General features: G+C 52.9%; 12 protein-coding genes. 9 read left to right on the plus strand and 3 right to left on the minus strand.

Annotated features, from left to right (window positions below; genetic code table 11):
• The first annotated feature begins 17 nt into the window (after positions 1 to 17).
• Positions 18 to 1493 (plus strand): ketol-acid reductoisomerase, encoded by a 1476-nt coding sequence (gene ilvC / locus TU92_RS06570; RefSeq protein ID WP_112165478.1) that lies wholly within the window; start codon positions 18 to 20, stop codon positions 1491 to 1493.
• A gap of 136 nt (positions 1494 to 1629) precedes the next feature.
• Here the strand turns inward: ilvC and ppiC are convergent, their stop codons facing one another.
• Positions 1630 to 1911: a peptidylprolyl isomerase PpiC gene (gene ppiC, locus TU92_RS06575; protein WP_112165480.1), complete on the minus strand. Its 282-nt coding sequence runs from the start codon at positions 1909 to 1911 to the stop codon at positions 1630 to 1632.
• Positions 1912 to 2087: 176 nt separating this feature from the next.
• Between ppiC and rep the strand changes: the two genes are divergently transcribed.
• Positions 2088 to 4112: a DNA helicase Rep gene (gene rep / locus TU92_RS06580; RefSeq protein WP_112165482.1), complete on the plus strand. Its 2025-nt coding sequence runs from the start codon at positions 2088 to 2090 to the stop codon at positions 4110 to 4112.
• Between the two features lie 66 nt (positions 4113 to 4178).
• Here the strand turns inward: rep and gppA are convergent, their stop codons facing one another.
• Together gppA and rhlB are read right to left on the minus strand one after the other, a co-directional pair.
• Complete coding sequence (gene gppA / locus TU92_RS06585) at positions 4179 to 5672, minus strand: guanosine-5'-triphosphate,3'-diphosphate diphosphatase (protein ID WP_112165484.1); 1494 nt, start codon at positions 5670 to 5672, stop codon at positions 4179 to 4181.
• 6 nt (positions 5673 to 5678) lie between these two features.
• A complete protein-coding gene (gene rhlB, locus TU92_RS06590) occupies positions 5679 to 6971 on the minus strand; it encodes an ATP-dependent RNA helicase RhlB (RefSeq protein ID WP_112165487.1) in 1293 nt (430 codons plus the stop codon).
• A gap of 118 nt (positions 6972 to 7089) precedes the next feature.
• Here rhlB and trxA point away from each other — a divergent pair, with 118 nt between their 5' ends.
• The 7 genes from trxA to rffC all read left to right on the plus strand — a co-directional run bounded on the left by trxA (position 7090) and on the right by rffC (position 14649).
• The gene (gene trxA, locus TU92_RS06595; protein WP_013577537.1) at positions 7090 to 7416 is read left to right on the plus strand and encodes a thioredoxin TrxA; all 327 of its coding nucleotides are present in this window, start codon (positions 7090 to 7092) and stop codon (positions 7414 to 7416) included.
• 414 nt (positions 7417 to 7830) lie between these two features.
• On the plus strand, positions 7831 to 9090 hold the full coding sequence (gene rho, locus TU92_RS06600) for a transcription termination factor Rho (RefSeq protein WP_056772325.1): 1260 nt from the start codon (positions 7831 to 7833) through the stop codon (positions 9088 to 9090).
• A 298-nt stretch (positions 9091 to 9388) separates the two neighbouring features.
• A complete protein-coding gene (gene wecA / locus TU92_RS06605; RefSeq protein WP_112165488.1) occupies positions 9389 to 10474 on the plus strand; it encodes a UDP-N-acetylglucosamine--undecaprenyl-phosphate N-acetylglucosaminephosphotransferase in 1086 nt (361 codons plus the stop codon).
• A gap of 41 nt (positions 10475 to 10515) precedes the next feature.
• Entirely contained in the window at positions 10516 to 11568 is a 1053-nt protein-coding gene (gene wzzE / locus TU92_RS06610) for an ECA polysaccharide chain length modulation protein (protein ID WP_112165489.1), read from the plus strand.
• Positions 11565 to 12695, plus strand: a complete 1131-nt coding sequence (wecB, locus tag TU92_RS06615; RefSeq protein WP_112165491.1) for a non-hydrolyzing UDP-N-acetylglucosamine 2-epimerase — start codon at positions 11565 to 11567, stop codon at positions 12693 to 12695. The genes wzzE and wecB overlap by 4 nt, the downstream gene beginning before the upstream one ends.
• Positions 12692 to 13954: a UDP-N-acetyl-D-mannosamine dehydrogenase gene (gene wecC / locus TU92_RS06620; RefSeq protein ID WP_112165493.1), complete on the plus strand. Its 1263-nt coding sequence runs from the start codon at positions 12692 to 12694 to the stop codon at positions 13952 to 13954. Before wecB ends, wecC begins: the two co-directional genes overlap by 4 nt.
• Complete coding sequence (gene rffC, locus TU92_RS06625) at positions 13945 to 14649, plus strand: dTDP-4-amino-4,6-dideoxy-D-galactose acyltransferase (RefSeq protein ID WP_208640485.1); 705 nt, start codon at positions 13945 to 13947, stop codon at positions 14647 to 14649. The genes wecC and rffC overlap by 10 nt, the downstream gene beginning before the upstream one ends.

The following is a 14649-nucleotide window of genomic DNA, read 5'->3' on the forward strand; positions in this document are numbered from 1 at the left end:
AAAGAACGGAGCAAGACATGGCTAACTATTTCAACACACTGAACCTGCGTCAGCAGCTGGCACAACTGGGCAAATGCCGCTTCATGGGTCGCGATGAATTCGCAGACGAAGCCAGCTACCTCAAAGGTAAAAAAGTGGTGATTGTGGGCTGTGGCGCACAAGGTTTGAACCAGGGTCTGAACATGCGTGATTCTGGCCTGGATGTGTCCTACACCCTGCGTGCAGAAGCGATTGCTGAGAAGCGTGCTTCATGGCGTAAAGCGACAGAAAATGGCTTTAAAGTCGGCACCTACGAAGAACTGATCCCGCAGGCGGATCTGGTCGTTAACCTGACTCCAGACAAACAGCACAGCGCAGTGGTTAAAGCAGTTCAGCCACTGATGAAAGACGGCGCGACACTGGGCTACTCTCATGGCTTCAACATCGTTGAAGTAGGCGAGCAGATCCGTAAAGACATCACCGTAGTGATGGTGGCTCCGAAATGTCCGGGTACTGAAGTCCGTGAAGAATACAAACGTGGTTTCGGTGTTCCAACGCTTATCGCCGTTCACCCGGAAAACGATCCTAAAGGCGAAGGCATGGCGATTGCTAAAGCCTGGGCTGCGGCTACCGGCGGCCATCGTGCCGGCGTTCTGCAATCTTCCTTCGTTGCTGAAGTAAAATCTGACCTGATGGGCGAGCAGACTATTCTGTGCGGCATGTTGCAGGCCGGTTCTCTGCTGTGCTTTGACAAACTGGTCGCTGACGGCGTTGATGAAGCCTACGCAGAAAAACTGCTGCAGTTCGGCTGGGAAACCATCACCGAAGCGCTGAAACAAGGCGGCATTACGCTGATGATGGACAGACTGTCTAACCCGGCGAAACTGCGTGCTTATGCGCTGTCCGAGCAGCTGAAAGGCATCATGGCACCGCTGTTCCAGAAACACATGGACGATATCATTTCGGGTGAATTCTCCAGCGGCATGATGGCTGACTGGGCGAACGACGACAAAAACCTGCTGACCTGGCGTGAAGAAACGGGCGCTACCGCGTTCGAAAACGCACCACAGTTCGACGGTAAAATTTCCGAGCAGGAATACTTCGACCACGGTGTTGTGATGATTGCGATGGTGAAAGCGGGCGTTGAGCTGGCCTTCGAAACCATGGTGGCGTCCGGTATCATTGAAGAATCTGCTTACTACGAATCACTGCACGAACTGCCGCTTATCGCCAACACCGTTGCGCGTAAGCGTCTGTACGAAATGAACGTGGTTATCTCTGATACCGCAGAATACGGTAACTACCTGTTTGCTAACGCAGCAGTACCGTTGTTGAAAGAATTCATGACCACCCTGCAGGCGGGTGATTTGGGTAAATCCGTTGCTGAGACTCAGGTTGATAACGCGCAGCTGCGTGACGTTAACGAAGCTATCCGCAACCACCCGATCGAATCCATTGGTCGCACCCTGCGTGGCTATATGACTGATATGAAACGTATCGCTGTAGCCAGCTGATATCCTTCATCGTTCGAACTACAGATGCGTTGGTTTCCTGTAGATCGAATTATTCGGGTCTCCAGATGCAAAAAAAGGGCACTGCATGAAAATGCGGTGCCCTTTCTTTTTACTGCGACTGCGCCGAAACGGAAACTCAGTTGCGGTATAAAATCTTGATGATGTGGTAACCAAACTGAGTGTGCAGTGGGCCTTGTGGCTCGATCAGCGGCGCGGAAAACACCACTTTATCGAAAGCAGGCACCATGGCACCTTGCTTGAATTCGCCCAGATGGCCGCCTTTTTTACCTGACGGGCAGGTAGAGTGTTTTTTTGCCAGCTTTTCGAAATCGCCGCCGTTTTTCAACTGGGCCAGAATTTCATTCGCCTGTTCTTCTTCCTTAACAAGGATATGCATTGCTGCTGCGGTTTTTGCCATGATTAAGACCCTTTCTCGAGATATGTTCCAAAGGCGTAATGTAACATTTGCAACCGCACATGTGGACTTCGGCCTGCATTCCACAAGCAACAAATTGCGCGGTAAAGCCTGTCAATCTCAGGCGACGTTTCTGCTACAATCGCCGTCCTTGTCTATCAGGTGAGCAAAAATACGCCATGCGATTAAACCCCAGCCAACAACACGCCGTCGAATTCGTCACCGGACCCTGCCTGGTTCTGGCGGGTGCTGGCTCCGGTAAAACCAGGGTAATTACCAATAAAATCGCGCACCTGATCCGCGAATGTGGCTATCAGGCCCGCCATATTGCGGCCGTCACCTTTACCAATAAAGCCGCGCGCGAAATGAAAGAGCGTATCGGGCAAACCCTCGGGCGCAAAGAAGCGCGTGGTTTGCTGATTGCCACGTTCCATACGCTGGGTCTTGAAATCATTAAGCGCGAATTCGCTGCGCTGGGCATGAAATCTAACTTCTCCCTGTTCGACGATCAGGACCAGCTGGCGCTGCTTAAAGAGCTGAGCGAAAAGTGGCTGGAGAACGATAAAACGTTGCTGCAGCAGTTGGTTTCGACGATCTCAAACTGGAAAAACGATCTGGTAGATCCCTCCCATGCTGCTGGCCTTGCACGATCCGAACGTGATCAGATCTTCGCACACTGTTACAGCCTTTATCATGACCACATGCGCGCCTGCAATATTCTCGATTTTGATGATTTGATCCTGTTGCCGACGCTGCTGTTACAGAAAAACGAAGAAGTGCGCGAACGCTGGCAGAACAAGCTGCGCTATCTGCTGGTGGATGAATACCAGGACACCAATACCAGCCAGTACATGATGGTGAAGCTGCTGGTCGGCAACCGTGCGCGTTTTACCGTGGTCGGCGACGACGATCAGTCGATCTACTCCTGGCGTGGTGCGCGCCCCCAGAATCTGGTGCTGCTGAAAGAAGATTTCCCGCAATTACAGGTCGTTAAGCTCGAGCAAAACTACCGTTCGACGCAGCGTATTCTGAAAGCCGCTAACATTCTGATCGCCAATAACCCGCACGTTTTCGAGAAGCGTCTGTTTTCTGAGCTGGCGTACGGCGAAGCGCTGAAAGTGGTGACGGCCAACAATGAAGATCATGAAGCCGAGCGCGTGGTCGGCGAGCTGATTGCCCATCACTTCATCAACAAAACTCAGTATGGTGATTACGCTATTTTGTACCGCGGTAATCATCAGTCGCGCCTGTTTGAAAAAATGCTGATGCAAAACCGCATCCCGTACCGAATTTCCGGCGGCACTTCGTTCTTTTCCCGCCCTGAGATTAAAGACTTGCTGGCCTATCTGCGCGTTCTGACCAATCCTGACGACGACAGCGCATTCCTGCGCATCGTCAACACGCCACGCCGCGAAATTGGTGCGGCGACCTTGCAGAAGCTCGGCGAGTGGGCGAATCAGCGCAACAAAGGCCTGTTTAAAGCCAGCTTCGACATGGGGCTGAGCCAGTCGCTGACCGGGCGCGGGCTTGAATCCTTACAGCGCTTTACCCACTGGATGGGCACGATTTCCGATTTGGCCGAACGCGAGCCGGTAGCCGCCGTGCGGGATTTGATTCACGGCGTCGATTACGAAAGCTGGCTGTTCGAAACGTCACCGAGCCCGAAAGCAGCAGAAATGCGCATGAAAAACGTCAACCAGCTCTTCAGCTGGATGACTGAAATGCTCGAAGGCACCGATCTGGATGAGCCGATGACGCTCACTCAAGTGGTGACACGCTTTACGCTGCGCGACATGATGGAGCGCGGGGAAAATGATGAAGAGCTGGATCAGGTTCAGCTGATGACGCTGCATGCCTCCAAGGGGCTGGAGTTCCCGTATGTTTATCTGGTTGGCATGGAGGAAGGGTTATTGCCGCACCAGAGCAGCATTGATGAAGACAATGTGGATGAAGAGAGGCGTCTTGCGTACGTGGGCATTACCCGTGCGCAGAAAGAGCTGACTTTTACGCTGTGCCGCGAACGTCGCCAGTACGGCGAGCTGATCCGCCCCGAGCCGAGCCGTTTCCTGATGGAGTTACCGCAAGACGATCTGGCATGGGAAAGCGAACGTAAGGTGGTGAGTGCGCAGGAGAGGATGGTGAAAGGGCAGAGCCATCTGGAGAAAATCCGCGAACAGCTGGCAAAAGCCAAAGGCGGAAACTGAAAGATTAAGATGTAAAAAAGGCAGAGGATCAACCCTGCCTCAATAATCTACTGATTTATCAGGAAATCAGCGTTGCTCTTCGACAAACAATGGCCAGTGGACATAACTTTGCCAGTGGCTTTCCTGCTCTAACTCTTCGGCGCGCAGCGGATGCTGTTCCAGCCAGCCCTGCGGCACAATCACACTCAGTTCATCATCATTCGCACGTAAACGCACGGCAGGCAATGTGTCGTCACGACGACGGCTGGCGAAGATGATCGCCAGTCGCAGAATGCGGCAAAGGCGCTGCGCCAGACGCGGCGGCAGAGCATTTTGCTCATTGAGCAAAGGTAAATCGAGCGTGCCGTTTTGATTCTGCAACAGCGTCGCCAGCAGTTTTTTCTGTGCCGGCGTGAAACCCGGTAAATCCAGATGACGGATCAGGTATGCCGCGTGTTGCGGGGCTTTTTTGAAATCGACACTCAAACCGATTTCGTGGATCAGACAGGCGCTGTTAAGCAACTCACGGGCACGGGCATCCAGCTTCCATTCCTGTGACACCTGTATCGAGAAGTTCTCGGCCAGCTGTGCCACGCGTTGCGCCTGTTCGTTATCCAGCAGATAGCGACGTTGCAAATTACGCAATGTGCGCTGACGGATATCCTGTTCGATCGGCAGATGCAGCATCCCGTACACCAGACCTTCGCGCAGTGCTCCGCCAGCCAGTGTCATGGTTTCGATATTCAGGGTTTTGAAGATGGCGATGAGAATCGACAGTCCGCTTGGAAAAACCAGCGCACGTTCCAGCGTCAGACCTTCAATTTCCAGCTCTTCCAGTTTGCCGCACTGAATCGCGCGCTGTTTGAGCTGCTGAAGTTTCGGCAACGTGATGCGCTCGTCCATGCCTTGCGCCACCATGATTTCCTGCAAAGCCTGCACCGTACCGGATGCGCCGACGCAAATCTGCCAGCCGTTAGCGATAAGATCCGGCGCAACGGGCAGGATCATGTCGATCGCGGCCTGTTCGGCCTGATCGAAGTTTTCCTTCGCCAGATTGCGATCGCTAAAATAACGCTCAAGCCACGTGACGCAGCCCATCGGCAAACTGAACAGCGTGGTCGCCTGCGCACCAACGCCGGTCACTAACTCGGTGCTGCCGCCGCCAATATCGACCACCAGACGCTTATCCGGACCACCCGTGGTATGGGCGACACCGTGATAAATCAGACGGGCTTCTTCTTCCCCGGCGATGACCTGTATCGGGCAACCGAGAATGTCCTGCGCTTTACCGAGAAACTCCTCGGCGTTGCTTGCGAGTCGTAAGGTGGCAGTCGCCACCACGCGGATTTGTTCGCGCGGGATATCCTGCAATCGTTCAGAGAACAATTTCAGGCATTGCCAGCCGCGCTGCATCGCTTCCTGAGAAAGCAGGTTTTGCTTATCCAAACCTGCGGCCAGACGCACTTTGCGCTTTATTCTGGCGAGGGTCTGGATACTGCCTGCCACCTCACGAACAACCAGCATATGAAAGCTGTTAGAGCCCAGATCGATTGCTGCGTAGAGTGAGGTGGAGCTTAGCATAGGTTATCAGCCCGGACGTTTACGGTTGCTACGCGGTGCGCTGCTGCGACGCGAAGACGAATTGCTGTTGCGGCGTGGACCGTTACCGGTACGTGCACGCGCCAGACGTTTCGGAGCAGGCAAATCGGTTAACAGTGCTTCGCTGCTGTATTTGCTGACCGGAATGCTGTGGCCGGTATAGGTTTCGATTGCCGTCAGGTTCAGCGCATATTCTTCACACGCCAGGCTGATGGAGTGACCGCTCAGGCCAGCACGGCCGGTACGGCCAATACGGTGAACGTAGTCTTCACAATCGTCAGGTAAGTCATAGTTGAAAACGTGTGTTACGGCAGGAATGTGCAGACCACGTGCGGCTACGTCAGTCGCCACCAGAATATCCAGCGTGCCTTTGGTGAAGTCTTCCAGAACGCGCAGGCGCTTTTTCTGAGGGACGTCACCGGTCAGCAGACCCACGCGATGTCCGTCGGCAGCCAGATGGCCCCAGACGTCTTCACAGCGGTGCTTGGTGTTAGCGAAAATGATGCAGCGGTCTGGCCATTCTTCTTCAATCAGCGTCTGTAACAGGCGCATCTTTTCTTCATTAGAAGGGTAGAACAGCTCTTCCTGAATACGGTGACCGGTTTTTTGTTCCGGTTCGATCTCAATCGACTCGGCATTATTCATGTTTTCGAACGCCAACTCTTTCACACGCCAGGAAAGAGTAGCGGAGAAGAGCATGTTTAGACGTTGTGTTGCTGGCGGCATCCGGCGGAAGATCCAGCGGATATCTTTTATGAAGCCCAGATCGAACATGCGGTCTGCTTCATCCAGTACCACCACCTGAATCGCGCCCAGGTCGATGTGGTTCTGTTTTGCATAATCGATTAAACGGCCAGTGGTTCCGATGAGGATATCCACGCCGCTTTCCAGTACTTTAAGCTGTTTGTCGTAGCCGTCGCCGCCGTATGCCAGACCTAATTTCAGCCCGGTAGACTCGGATAATGCTTCGGCATCAGAGTGGATCTGCACAGCCAGTTCACGCGTCGGTGCCATGATCAAGGCACGCGGTTGGTTGGTCTTACGACCTTCCGCAGCAGGGTGAGAAAGCAGATAATGGAAAGTAGACGCTAGAAAAGCCAGCGTCTTGCCGGTACCGGTTTGCGCCTGACCTGCAACATCACGCCCAGCGAGCGTGATTGGCAAAGCTAATGCCTGGATAGGTGTGCAGTAATGGAACCCTTTCTTTTCAAGGGCTTCTACTGCAAGCGGGTGCAGGGCGAAGTCGGAAAACTTCTTTTCGGTCAAGTGTGTTTTGCTCATAGTGTGGTAGAATATCAGCTAACTATTGCTTTACGAAAGCGTATCCGGTGAAATAAAGTCAACCTAATGTTGGTTAATGCTACATCAACAAGGTAAAGATAATCCTTTGGAGTAGAACATGAGCGATAAAATTATTCACCTGACCGATGACAGTTTCGACAACGACGTATTGAAAGCCGAAGGGCTGGTGCTGGTCGATTTCTGGGCAGAGTGGTGTGGTCCTTGCAAGATGATCGCTCCGATTCTCGATGAAATTGCCACTGAGTTCGAAGGCAAGCTGACTATCGCGAAGTTGAACATTGATGAAAACCCAGGTACTGCACCTAAATACGGCATCCGTGGTATTCCTACACTGCTGTTATTTAAAGGCGGCGAAGTCGCAGCAACTAAAGTTGGCGCACTGTCGAAAGGTCAGCTGAAAGAGTTCTTAACAGCTAATCTGTAAGCGGTCGGGATGACCCAGACCAGGTGTTTAGCGGGCTGCCGTGTTTTTCACAATGTCCGCTAGACGCCTGTCACGAAGCGTGCTAAGTTTACGCTTACTGCAAATAGAGCTTACCTGTAGTTTGATTCTTACGTTTTACTCTGTTGTGTCAAAAACATCTGCCTGATAGTTTCTTTGAATAAAAATTATATTGAACTGGCACTGTGCTTGACCATCTAACGGTTTTGAAAAAATCGGCTTTAAGACACCTCAATATCAGTTTGCCCCTCTAAAATCGCCCGCTGGCGACTGCCATCGGCTGGATTTTTAAGCTGTTATTTGAGTGTTGTTCTACACAAACAGGCACGGATGACCCTGCCATACCCATTCACGACAGATGTTCGAGACATACCCCGAGTTTAAGAACCCACCATTATGAATCTTACCGAATTAAAGAATACGCCGGTCTCTGACCTGATTGCACTCGGCGAAAATATGGGACTGGAAAACCAGGCCCGCATGCGCAAGCAAGACATTATCTTTTCAATATTGAAGCAGCATGCTAAAAGCGGAGAAGACATCTTCGGTGATGGCGTACTGGAGATATTGCAGGATGGATTTGGTTTCCTCCGCTCCGGAGACAGTTCCTACCTCGCAGGCCCCGACGACATCTACGTATCTCCCAGCCAAATCCGCCGCTTCAACCTTCGCACTGGCGACACCATTTCCGGTAAAATCCGCCCACCTAAAGAAGGTGAACGTTATTTTGCCCTGTTGAAAGTTAATGAAGTTAACTTCGACAAACCAGAAAACGCCCGCAACAAAATCCTGTTTGAAAACTTAACCCCTCTGCACGCAAACTCTCGTCTGCGCATGGAACGTGGTAACGGTTCAACCGAAGATTTGACTGCGCGCGTACTGGATCTGGCTTCCCCAATTGGCCGTGGTCAACGTGGTCTGATTGTGGCGCCGCCGAAAGCCGGTAAAACCATGCTGCTGCAAAACATTGCCACCAGCATTGCGTACAACCATCCAGACTGTGTGCTGATGGTTCTGCTCATTGATGAACGTCCGGAAGAAGTGACCGAGATGCAGCGTCTGGTGAAAGGCGAAGTTATTGCATCCACCTTTGACGAACCGGCTTCCCGCCACGTTCAGGTAGCCGAAATGGTTATCGAAAAAGCGAAACGCCTGGTTGAGCATAAGAAAGACGTCATCATCCTGCTCGACTCCATCACCCGTCTGGCTCGTGCTTACAACACCGTGGTTCCTGCTTCAGGTAAAGTCCTGACCGGTGGTGTGGATGCGAACGCCTTACACCGTCCAAAACGTTTCTTCGGTGCAGCACGTAACGTGGAAGAGGGCGGAAGCCTGACCATCATCGCGACCGCGCTGGTCGATACCGGTTCTAAAATGGATGAAGTTATCTATGAAGAATTTAAAGGTACCGGCAACATGGAACTGCATCTGGCGCGTAAAATCGCTGAGAAGCGCGTGTTCCCTGCTATCGACTACAACCGTTCTGGTACGCGTAAAGAAGAGCTGTTGACCACGTCTGAAGAGCTGCAAAAAATGTGGATCCTGCGCAAAATCATCCATCCAATGGGTGAGATTGATGCGATGGAATTCCTCATCAACAAGCTTGCCATGACCAAAACCAATGACGACTTCTTCGATATGATGAAACGTTCGTAATTTGGTGTAAAAGTCAGCTAACGCCACGCTAAGCCGTGGCGTTTTTTGCTTTTGGTCGCTACCATTGTGCGACTTAGGAGAAACAGTCAGTTTATTCGGATAATAGCTGATGGCTTTTCCATTGCCCTTTCTTTATTTTGTCGACGGACTCCCTGATAACATAAAGAAAGGGCAACAGATAAGGTATTGCCTGAGACAAAACCATAACTGTCACCCCCGGATAGATATAAGGCTGTGAGGTTTATGATGTTCTTGCGCTCAATCCCACGCACCTTATTTTTGCAGAGATCTCTTAACTGTGAACCTACTCACTATGAGTACTGAACTCGTCATTGTTTTCTTATTTTCATTCCTGTTTCTACTTGCTGCCAGAAAGGTAGCGACCAAAATTGGTCTGGTCGATAAACCCAATTTCCGCAAACGCCATCAGGGTCTGGTTCCGCTGGTCGGTGGCATCTCTGTTTACGCCGGTATCTGCTACACCTTTTTCATCACCGATTACCACATTCCCCACGGTCACCTTTATCTCATCTGCGCAGGATTACTGGTGCTGGTTGGGGCGCTGGACGATCGCTATGACATCAGTGTGAAAATTCGCGCGCTGGTGCAAGCCGGTGTTGCCGTCGCCATGATGAGCTTCGCCAATCTGACATTGCGCAATCTTGGGCACCTGATTGGTCCCTGGGAAATGGTGCTCGGGCCGTTTGGCTATCTCTTCACGCTTTTCGCCGTCTGGGCTGCAATTAACGCATTCAATATGGTTGATGGTATCGACGGCCTGCTGGGCGGGCTTTCTTGTGTCAGCTTCGGCGCTATGGGCATCATCATGTACGACAGCGGCCATATGGATCTGGCACTGTGGTGCTTCGCGATGATTGCGGCCACACTTCCCTATATTCTTCTCAATCTGGGCATCTTAGGCCGCCGCTATAAAGTCTTCATGGGCGATGCCGGCAGTACGCTGATTGGTTTCACGGTGATTTGGATCCTGTTGCAAAGTACGCAGGGGGAATCGCATCCGATGAATCCGGTCACCGCACTTTGGCTTATCGCCATCCCTCTGATGGATATGATTGCTATTATGTACCGTCGTCTGCGCAAAGGGCTGAGTCCGTTCTCGGCTGACCGCCAGCATATTCATCATTTGATCATGCGCGCCGGTTTTACTTCCCGTCAGGCATTTGTTTTGATCACCGTCGCTGCGGCGCTGCTGGCAGCAATTGGCGTCATTGGGGAGCACCTGCCGCTGGTGCCTGAATGGCTGATGTTAGTATTATTTTTCTTCGCGTTCCTGCTTTATGGCGTGTGTATTAAACGCGCCTGGCGGGTTGCACGGTTTATTAAGCGGGTCAAAAGGCGTTTGCGCCGCTCCACCGTTCACTAATATTTATAACCCGAGGCTTACTGGCTGTGGATAAATCAGAAATGACAAGTAACCAGAATGAACGCGCCATCGAAAATGAACTCGATATCCGTGGCCTTTGCTGCACCTTATGGAACGGTAAGTTGTGGATTGCGGGTCTGGGGATCCTCTTCGCTCTCGTGGCGCTCGGTTCGTCCTATCTGATGAAGCAGGAATGGAGTGCCACCGCGATCACCGATCGTCCGACGGTGAACAACCTGTCGTCCTATTTCTCTCAGGCGCAGTTTCTGCGTAATCTGGATATGCGCAATGCGCCGCAGACTGACTCCAGCCGCCCGCCGATTTCTGATGAATCCTATAATGAATTTGTGATGCAACTGGCGGCCTATGACACCCGCCGCGATTTTTGGCTGCAATCGCCGTATTACAAGCAACATCAGGAAGGCGATGCGCGGGCGAATGCCGTGTTGCTTGATGATCTGGTTAACGATATTCAGTTCACCGCGCGTGACGGCCTGAAAGTCCCGAATGATATCGTCAAACTGACGGCAGATAACTCCGTCGATGCCAATAAGTTGCTGCGCCAGTACGTTAATTTCGCCAGCGCCCGCGCCTCCCAGCATCTTTATGATGAACTTCAGGGCGCATGGGCCGCGCGTACGCAGTCGATGAAAGCCCAGGTGAAGCGTCAGGAAGAAGTCGCGCAGGCCATTTTCAAACGTACTGCGAACAATACGGAGCAGGCGCTTAAAATCGCTCAACAGCAGAATATCAATAAGAGTGTGACGGATACGCCAGCCGAAGAGTTGCCGGACTCCGACATGTTCCTGTTGGGCGTCCCGATGTTGAAAGCGCGTCTCGAACTGCTACAAGCTTCCGGTCCGGGGTACGATCTGGAGTATGATCAGAATCGCGCGATGCTTTCTACGCTGAATGTCGGCCCGACGCTGACCGCAAAGTTTCAGACTTACCGTTATCTCAGAACGCCTGAAGAGCCTGTAAAACGTGACAGCCCGCGCCGCGTATTTTTAATGATCATGTGGGGTGTTGTCGGTGGTTTAATCGGGGCTGGCGTTGCCCTGACGCGTCGTAAAAATAAGAGAAACACATTGTGAAAGTGTTGACGATTTTCGGCACCCGTCCGGAGGCCATAAAAATGGCGCCGCTGGTGCATGCTTTGTCGCAGGATGCGGCATTTGAATCCAGAGTTTGTGTCACGGCACAGCACCGTGAAATGCTTGATCAGGTACTTCGACTGTTTGAAATTACACCCGATTATGATCTCGACATCATGAAGCCGGGGCAAGGTCTGACTGAAATTACCTGCCGCATTCTGGCCGGGCTGAAACCCGTACTGGATGATTTCAAACCGGACGTCGTGCTGGTTCATGGCGATACCACGACGACGCTTTCAGCCAGTCTGGCCGCGTTTTACCATCAGATCCCGGTCGGTCACGTTGAGGCCGGATTACGTACCGGCGATCTTTCCTCGCCGTGGCCGGAAGAAGCTAACCGTCTGCTGACGGGGCATCTGGCAACGTGGCATTTTGCGCCGACCGAAAATGCCCGCGCGAATTTACTCAAAGAAAATATCCCTGGGAAGGGCATTTATGTCACCGGCAATACGGTAATTGATGCCTTACTGTGGGTCAGGGATCGCTTCAGCGGAGATACCTCATTGGCGCAACAGCTCGCCGCGAGTTACCCCTTCCTTGATGCTGACAAAAAACTCATTCTGGTTACCGGCCACCGCCGCGAGAGTTTCGGTGACGGGTTTGAGCGGATCTGCTCCGCGCTGGCCGATATCGCCCGCCAGCATCCTGATGTTCAAATTGTCTATCCGGTTCACCTCAATCCTAACGTCAGTGAGCCGGTGAACCGAATCCTGCATGGTATTGACAACATTGTGCTTATCGATCCGCAGGATTACCTGCCGTTTGTCTATCTGATGGATAAGGCCTATCTGATCCTTACCGATTCCGGTGGCGTGCAGGAAGAAGCACCGTCACTGGGCAAACCGGTGCTGGTGATGCGTGAAACCACGGAGCGCCCGGAAGCCGTCGATGCCAAAACGGTCATTCTGGTCGGAACGGATCCCGCCAGAATTGTGGAAGAAGTAAACCGGCTGCTGACGGATGAAAATGAATACAACAGCATGAGCCGCGCGCACAATCCTTACGGTGACGGCCATGCGTGTCACCATATTCTTGAAGCACTGAAAAATCATTGGGTATCACAATGAGTTTTAATACGATCTCTGTTATCGGACTGGGTTACATCGGTCTTCCTACCGCCGCCGCGTTTGCTTCGCACCAGAAAAAAGTGGTCGGCGTGGACATCAATCAGCACGCGGTCGACACCATTAACCGCGGGGCGATTCATATTGTCGAACCGGATCTCGATCTGCTGGTGAAGCGGGCCGTCGAAGACGGATTCCTGCGCGCCGTGACCACGCCGGAACCCGCAGACGCTTTCCTGATTGCCGTACCGACGCCTTTCAAAGGCGATCATCTGCCCGACATGAAATTCGTCGAATCCGCCGCGCTTTCTCTGGCGCCGGTGCTCAAAAAAGGCGATTTGATCATTCTGGAATCAACTTCACCCGTTGGCGCGACCGAGAGAATGGCCGCGTTACTGGCAGAAGTGCGTACCGATTTGACCTTCCCACAACAGGCGGGCGAGCAGGCAGACATCAATATCGCCTACTGCCCGGAGCGCGTTTTGCCGGGGCAGGTGATGGTCGAGCTGATTAAAAATGACCGCGTCATCGGCGGCATGACGGCGCTGTGTTCCCAGCGTGCGAGCGAGCTTTACAACATTTTCCTTAAAGGCGAATGTGTCGTCACCAACTCCCGTACCGCTGAAATGTGCAAGCTGACTGAAAACAGTTTCCGTGATGTAAACATCGCGTTCGCCAATGAGCTTTCGCTGATTTGCGATGCGCAGGGTATCAATGTGTGGGAGCTGATCGGTCTGGCAAACCGCCATCCGCGCGTCAATATTTTGCAGCCGGGACCGGGTGTGGGCGGCCATTGTATCGCCGTCGATCCTTGGTTTATCGTCGCCCAAAACCCGGAGCTGGCGCGCATTATCCGCACCGCGCGGGAAGTGAACGACAGTAAGCCGCACTGGGTGGTCGATCGCGTGAAAGCAGCGCTGGCTGATTGCCTGACCACAACAGGCAAACGTGCAGCTGACGTCAAAATCGCCTGCTTTGGTCTGGCGTTTAAACAAAACATCGACGACCTGCGCGAAAGCCCGGCCGTGGAAGTCACGCATTTGATAGCAGACTGGCACGCAGGAGAAACCTGGGCGGTCGAACCGAATGTTCACCAGTTACCAGATTCGCTGGCCGAAAAAGTGACGTTGCATACGCTCGATGATGCGCTGAAAAATGCCGATCTGCTGGTGATGTTGGTCGATCATGCTTCCTTCAAAGCGATTCCCGCCGATCAGATTGAGCAGTCGTGGATTGTGGATACCAAGGGCGTATGGCGATAAGCCTGCGCGGCAATGTTGATTCCCTCAGCTGGGAGAGTGAATTCTTCCAGTTGCAGAGCGCGAAACTGACGCTCGATGCCGCCGCGCCTGAAGTGACGCCACTGGATTTTGCGCCGTATGCGCTGGTGCAGGCGAAAGTGGACGCCGATCGTATGGATACGCTGGATGCCCTTTCGACGCTGGGTTTCCGGCTGGCAGAGGGTGAAACCGACGTCTGTTTGGCGATAAATCCGCAGGACGCCGCGCTTGCCGCCGGGCGTCTGGCCGTGCCGGAGGAAATTGCTGATGTGGCGGATATCGCCCGACAGGCATTCCGGCTAAGCCGTTTTCGTGCGCCGTGGTATCACCCGCAGGACAGCGCGCGTTTCTACGCGATGTGGGCGGAGAAAGCGGTGCTCGGCACCTTCGACCATCTTTGCCTGTGGGCCGATGATGAACAGGGCAATGGGCTGGGTTTCGTTACGCTTCGAAGGCTCTCGCCCGAAGAGGCAAGAATTGGCCTGCTGGCCGTCAGACCTGATTGTCAGGGACGGGGAGCGGGCAGGAAATTAATGGCGGCTGCGAAACAGTGGTGTGCTGAACAGGGAGTGTTGCGTTTACACGTCGCCACCCAAACCGGCAATCTCGCGGCCTTAAACCTTTATCTCGCCAGCGGTGGCAAAGTCACGCGCATGGCGTACTGGCTGTACAGGTGA

Origin of the sequence: Rahnella inusitata, from assembly GCF_003263515.1 — a bacterium.
Taxonomy (GTDB): Bacteria; Pseudomonadota; Gammaproteobacteria; order Enterobacterales; family Enterobacteriaceae; genus Rahnella; species Rahnella inusitata.

What these genes read in the sequence shown, in the direction of transcription:
- rep (WP_112165482.1), top strand. Translation starts at nt 2,088, where the DNA reads ATGCGATTAAACCCCAGCCAACAACACGCCGTCGAATTCGTCACCGGA.
- rffC (WP_208640485.1), top strand. Translation starts at nt 13,945, where the DNA reads ATGGCGATAAGCCTGCGCGGCAATGTTGATTCCCTCAGCTGGGAGAGT.
- rho (WP_056772325.1), top strand. Translation starts at nt 7,831, where the DNA reads ATGAATCTTACCGAATTAAAGAATACGCCGGTCTCTGACCTGATTGCA.
- rhlB (WP_112165487.1), bottom strand. Translation starts at nt 6,971, where the DNA reads ATGAGCAAAACACACTTGACCGAAAAGAAGTTTTCCGACTTCGCCCTG.
- gppA (WP_112165484.1), bottom strand. Translation starts at nt 5,672, where the DNA reads ATGCTAAGCTCCACCTCACTCTACGCAGCAATCGATCTGGGCTCTAAC.
- wecC (WP_112165493.1), top strand. Translation starts at nt 12,692, where the DNA reads ATGAGTTTTAATACGATCTCTGTTATCGGACTGGGTTACATCGGTCTT.
- trxA (WP_013577537.1), top strand. Translation starts at nt 7,090, where the DNA reads ATGAGCGATAAAATTATTCACCTGACCGATGACAGTTTCGACAACGAC.
- ilvC (WP_112165478.1), top strand. Translation starts at nt 18, where the DNA reads ATGGCTAACTATTTCAACACACTGAACCTGCGTCAGCAGCTGGCACAA.
- ppiC (WP_112165480.1), bottom strand. Translation starts at nt 1,911, where the DNA reads ATGGCAAAAACCGCAGCAGCAATGCATATCCTTGTTAAGGAAGAAGAA.
- wzzE (WP_112165489.1), top strand. Translation starts at nt 10,516, where the DNA reads ATGACAAGTAACCAGAATGAACGCGCCATCGAAAATGAACTCGATATC.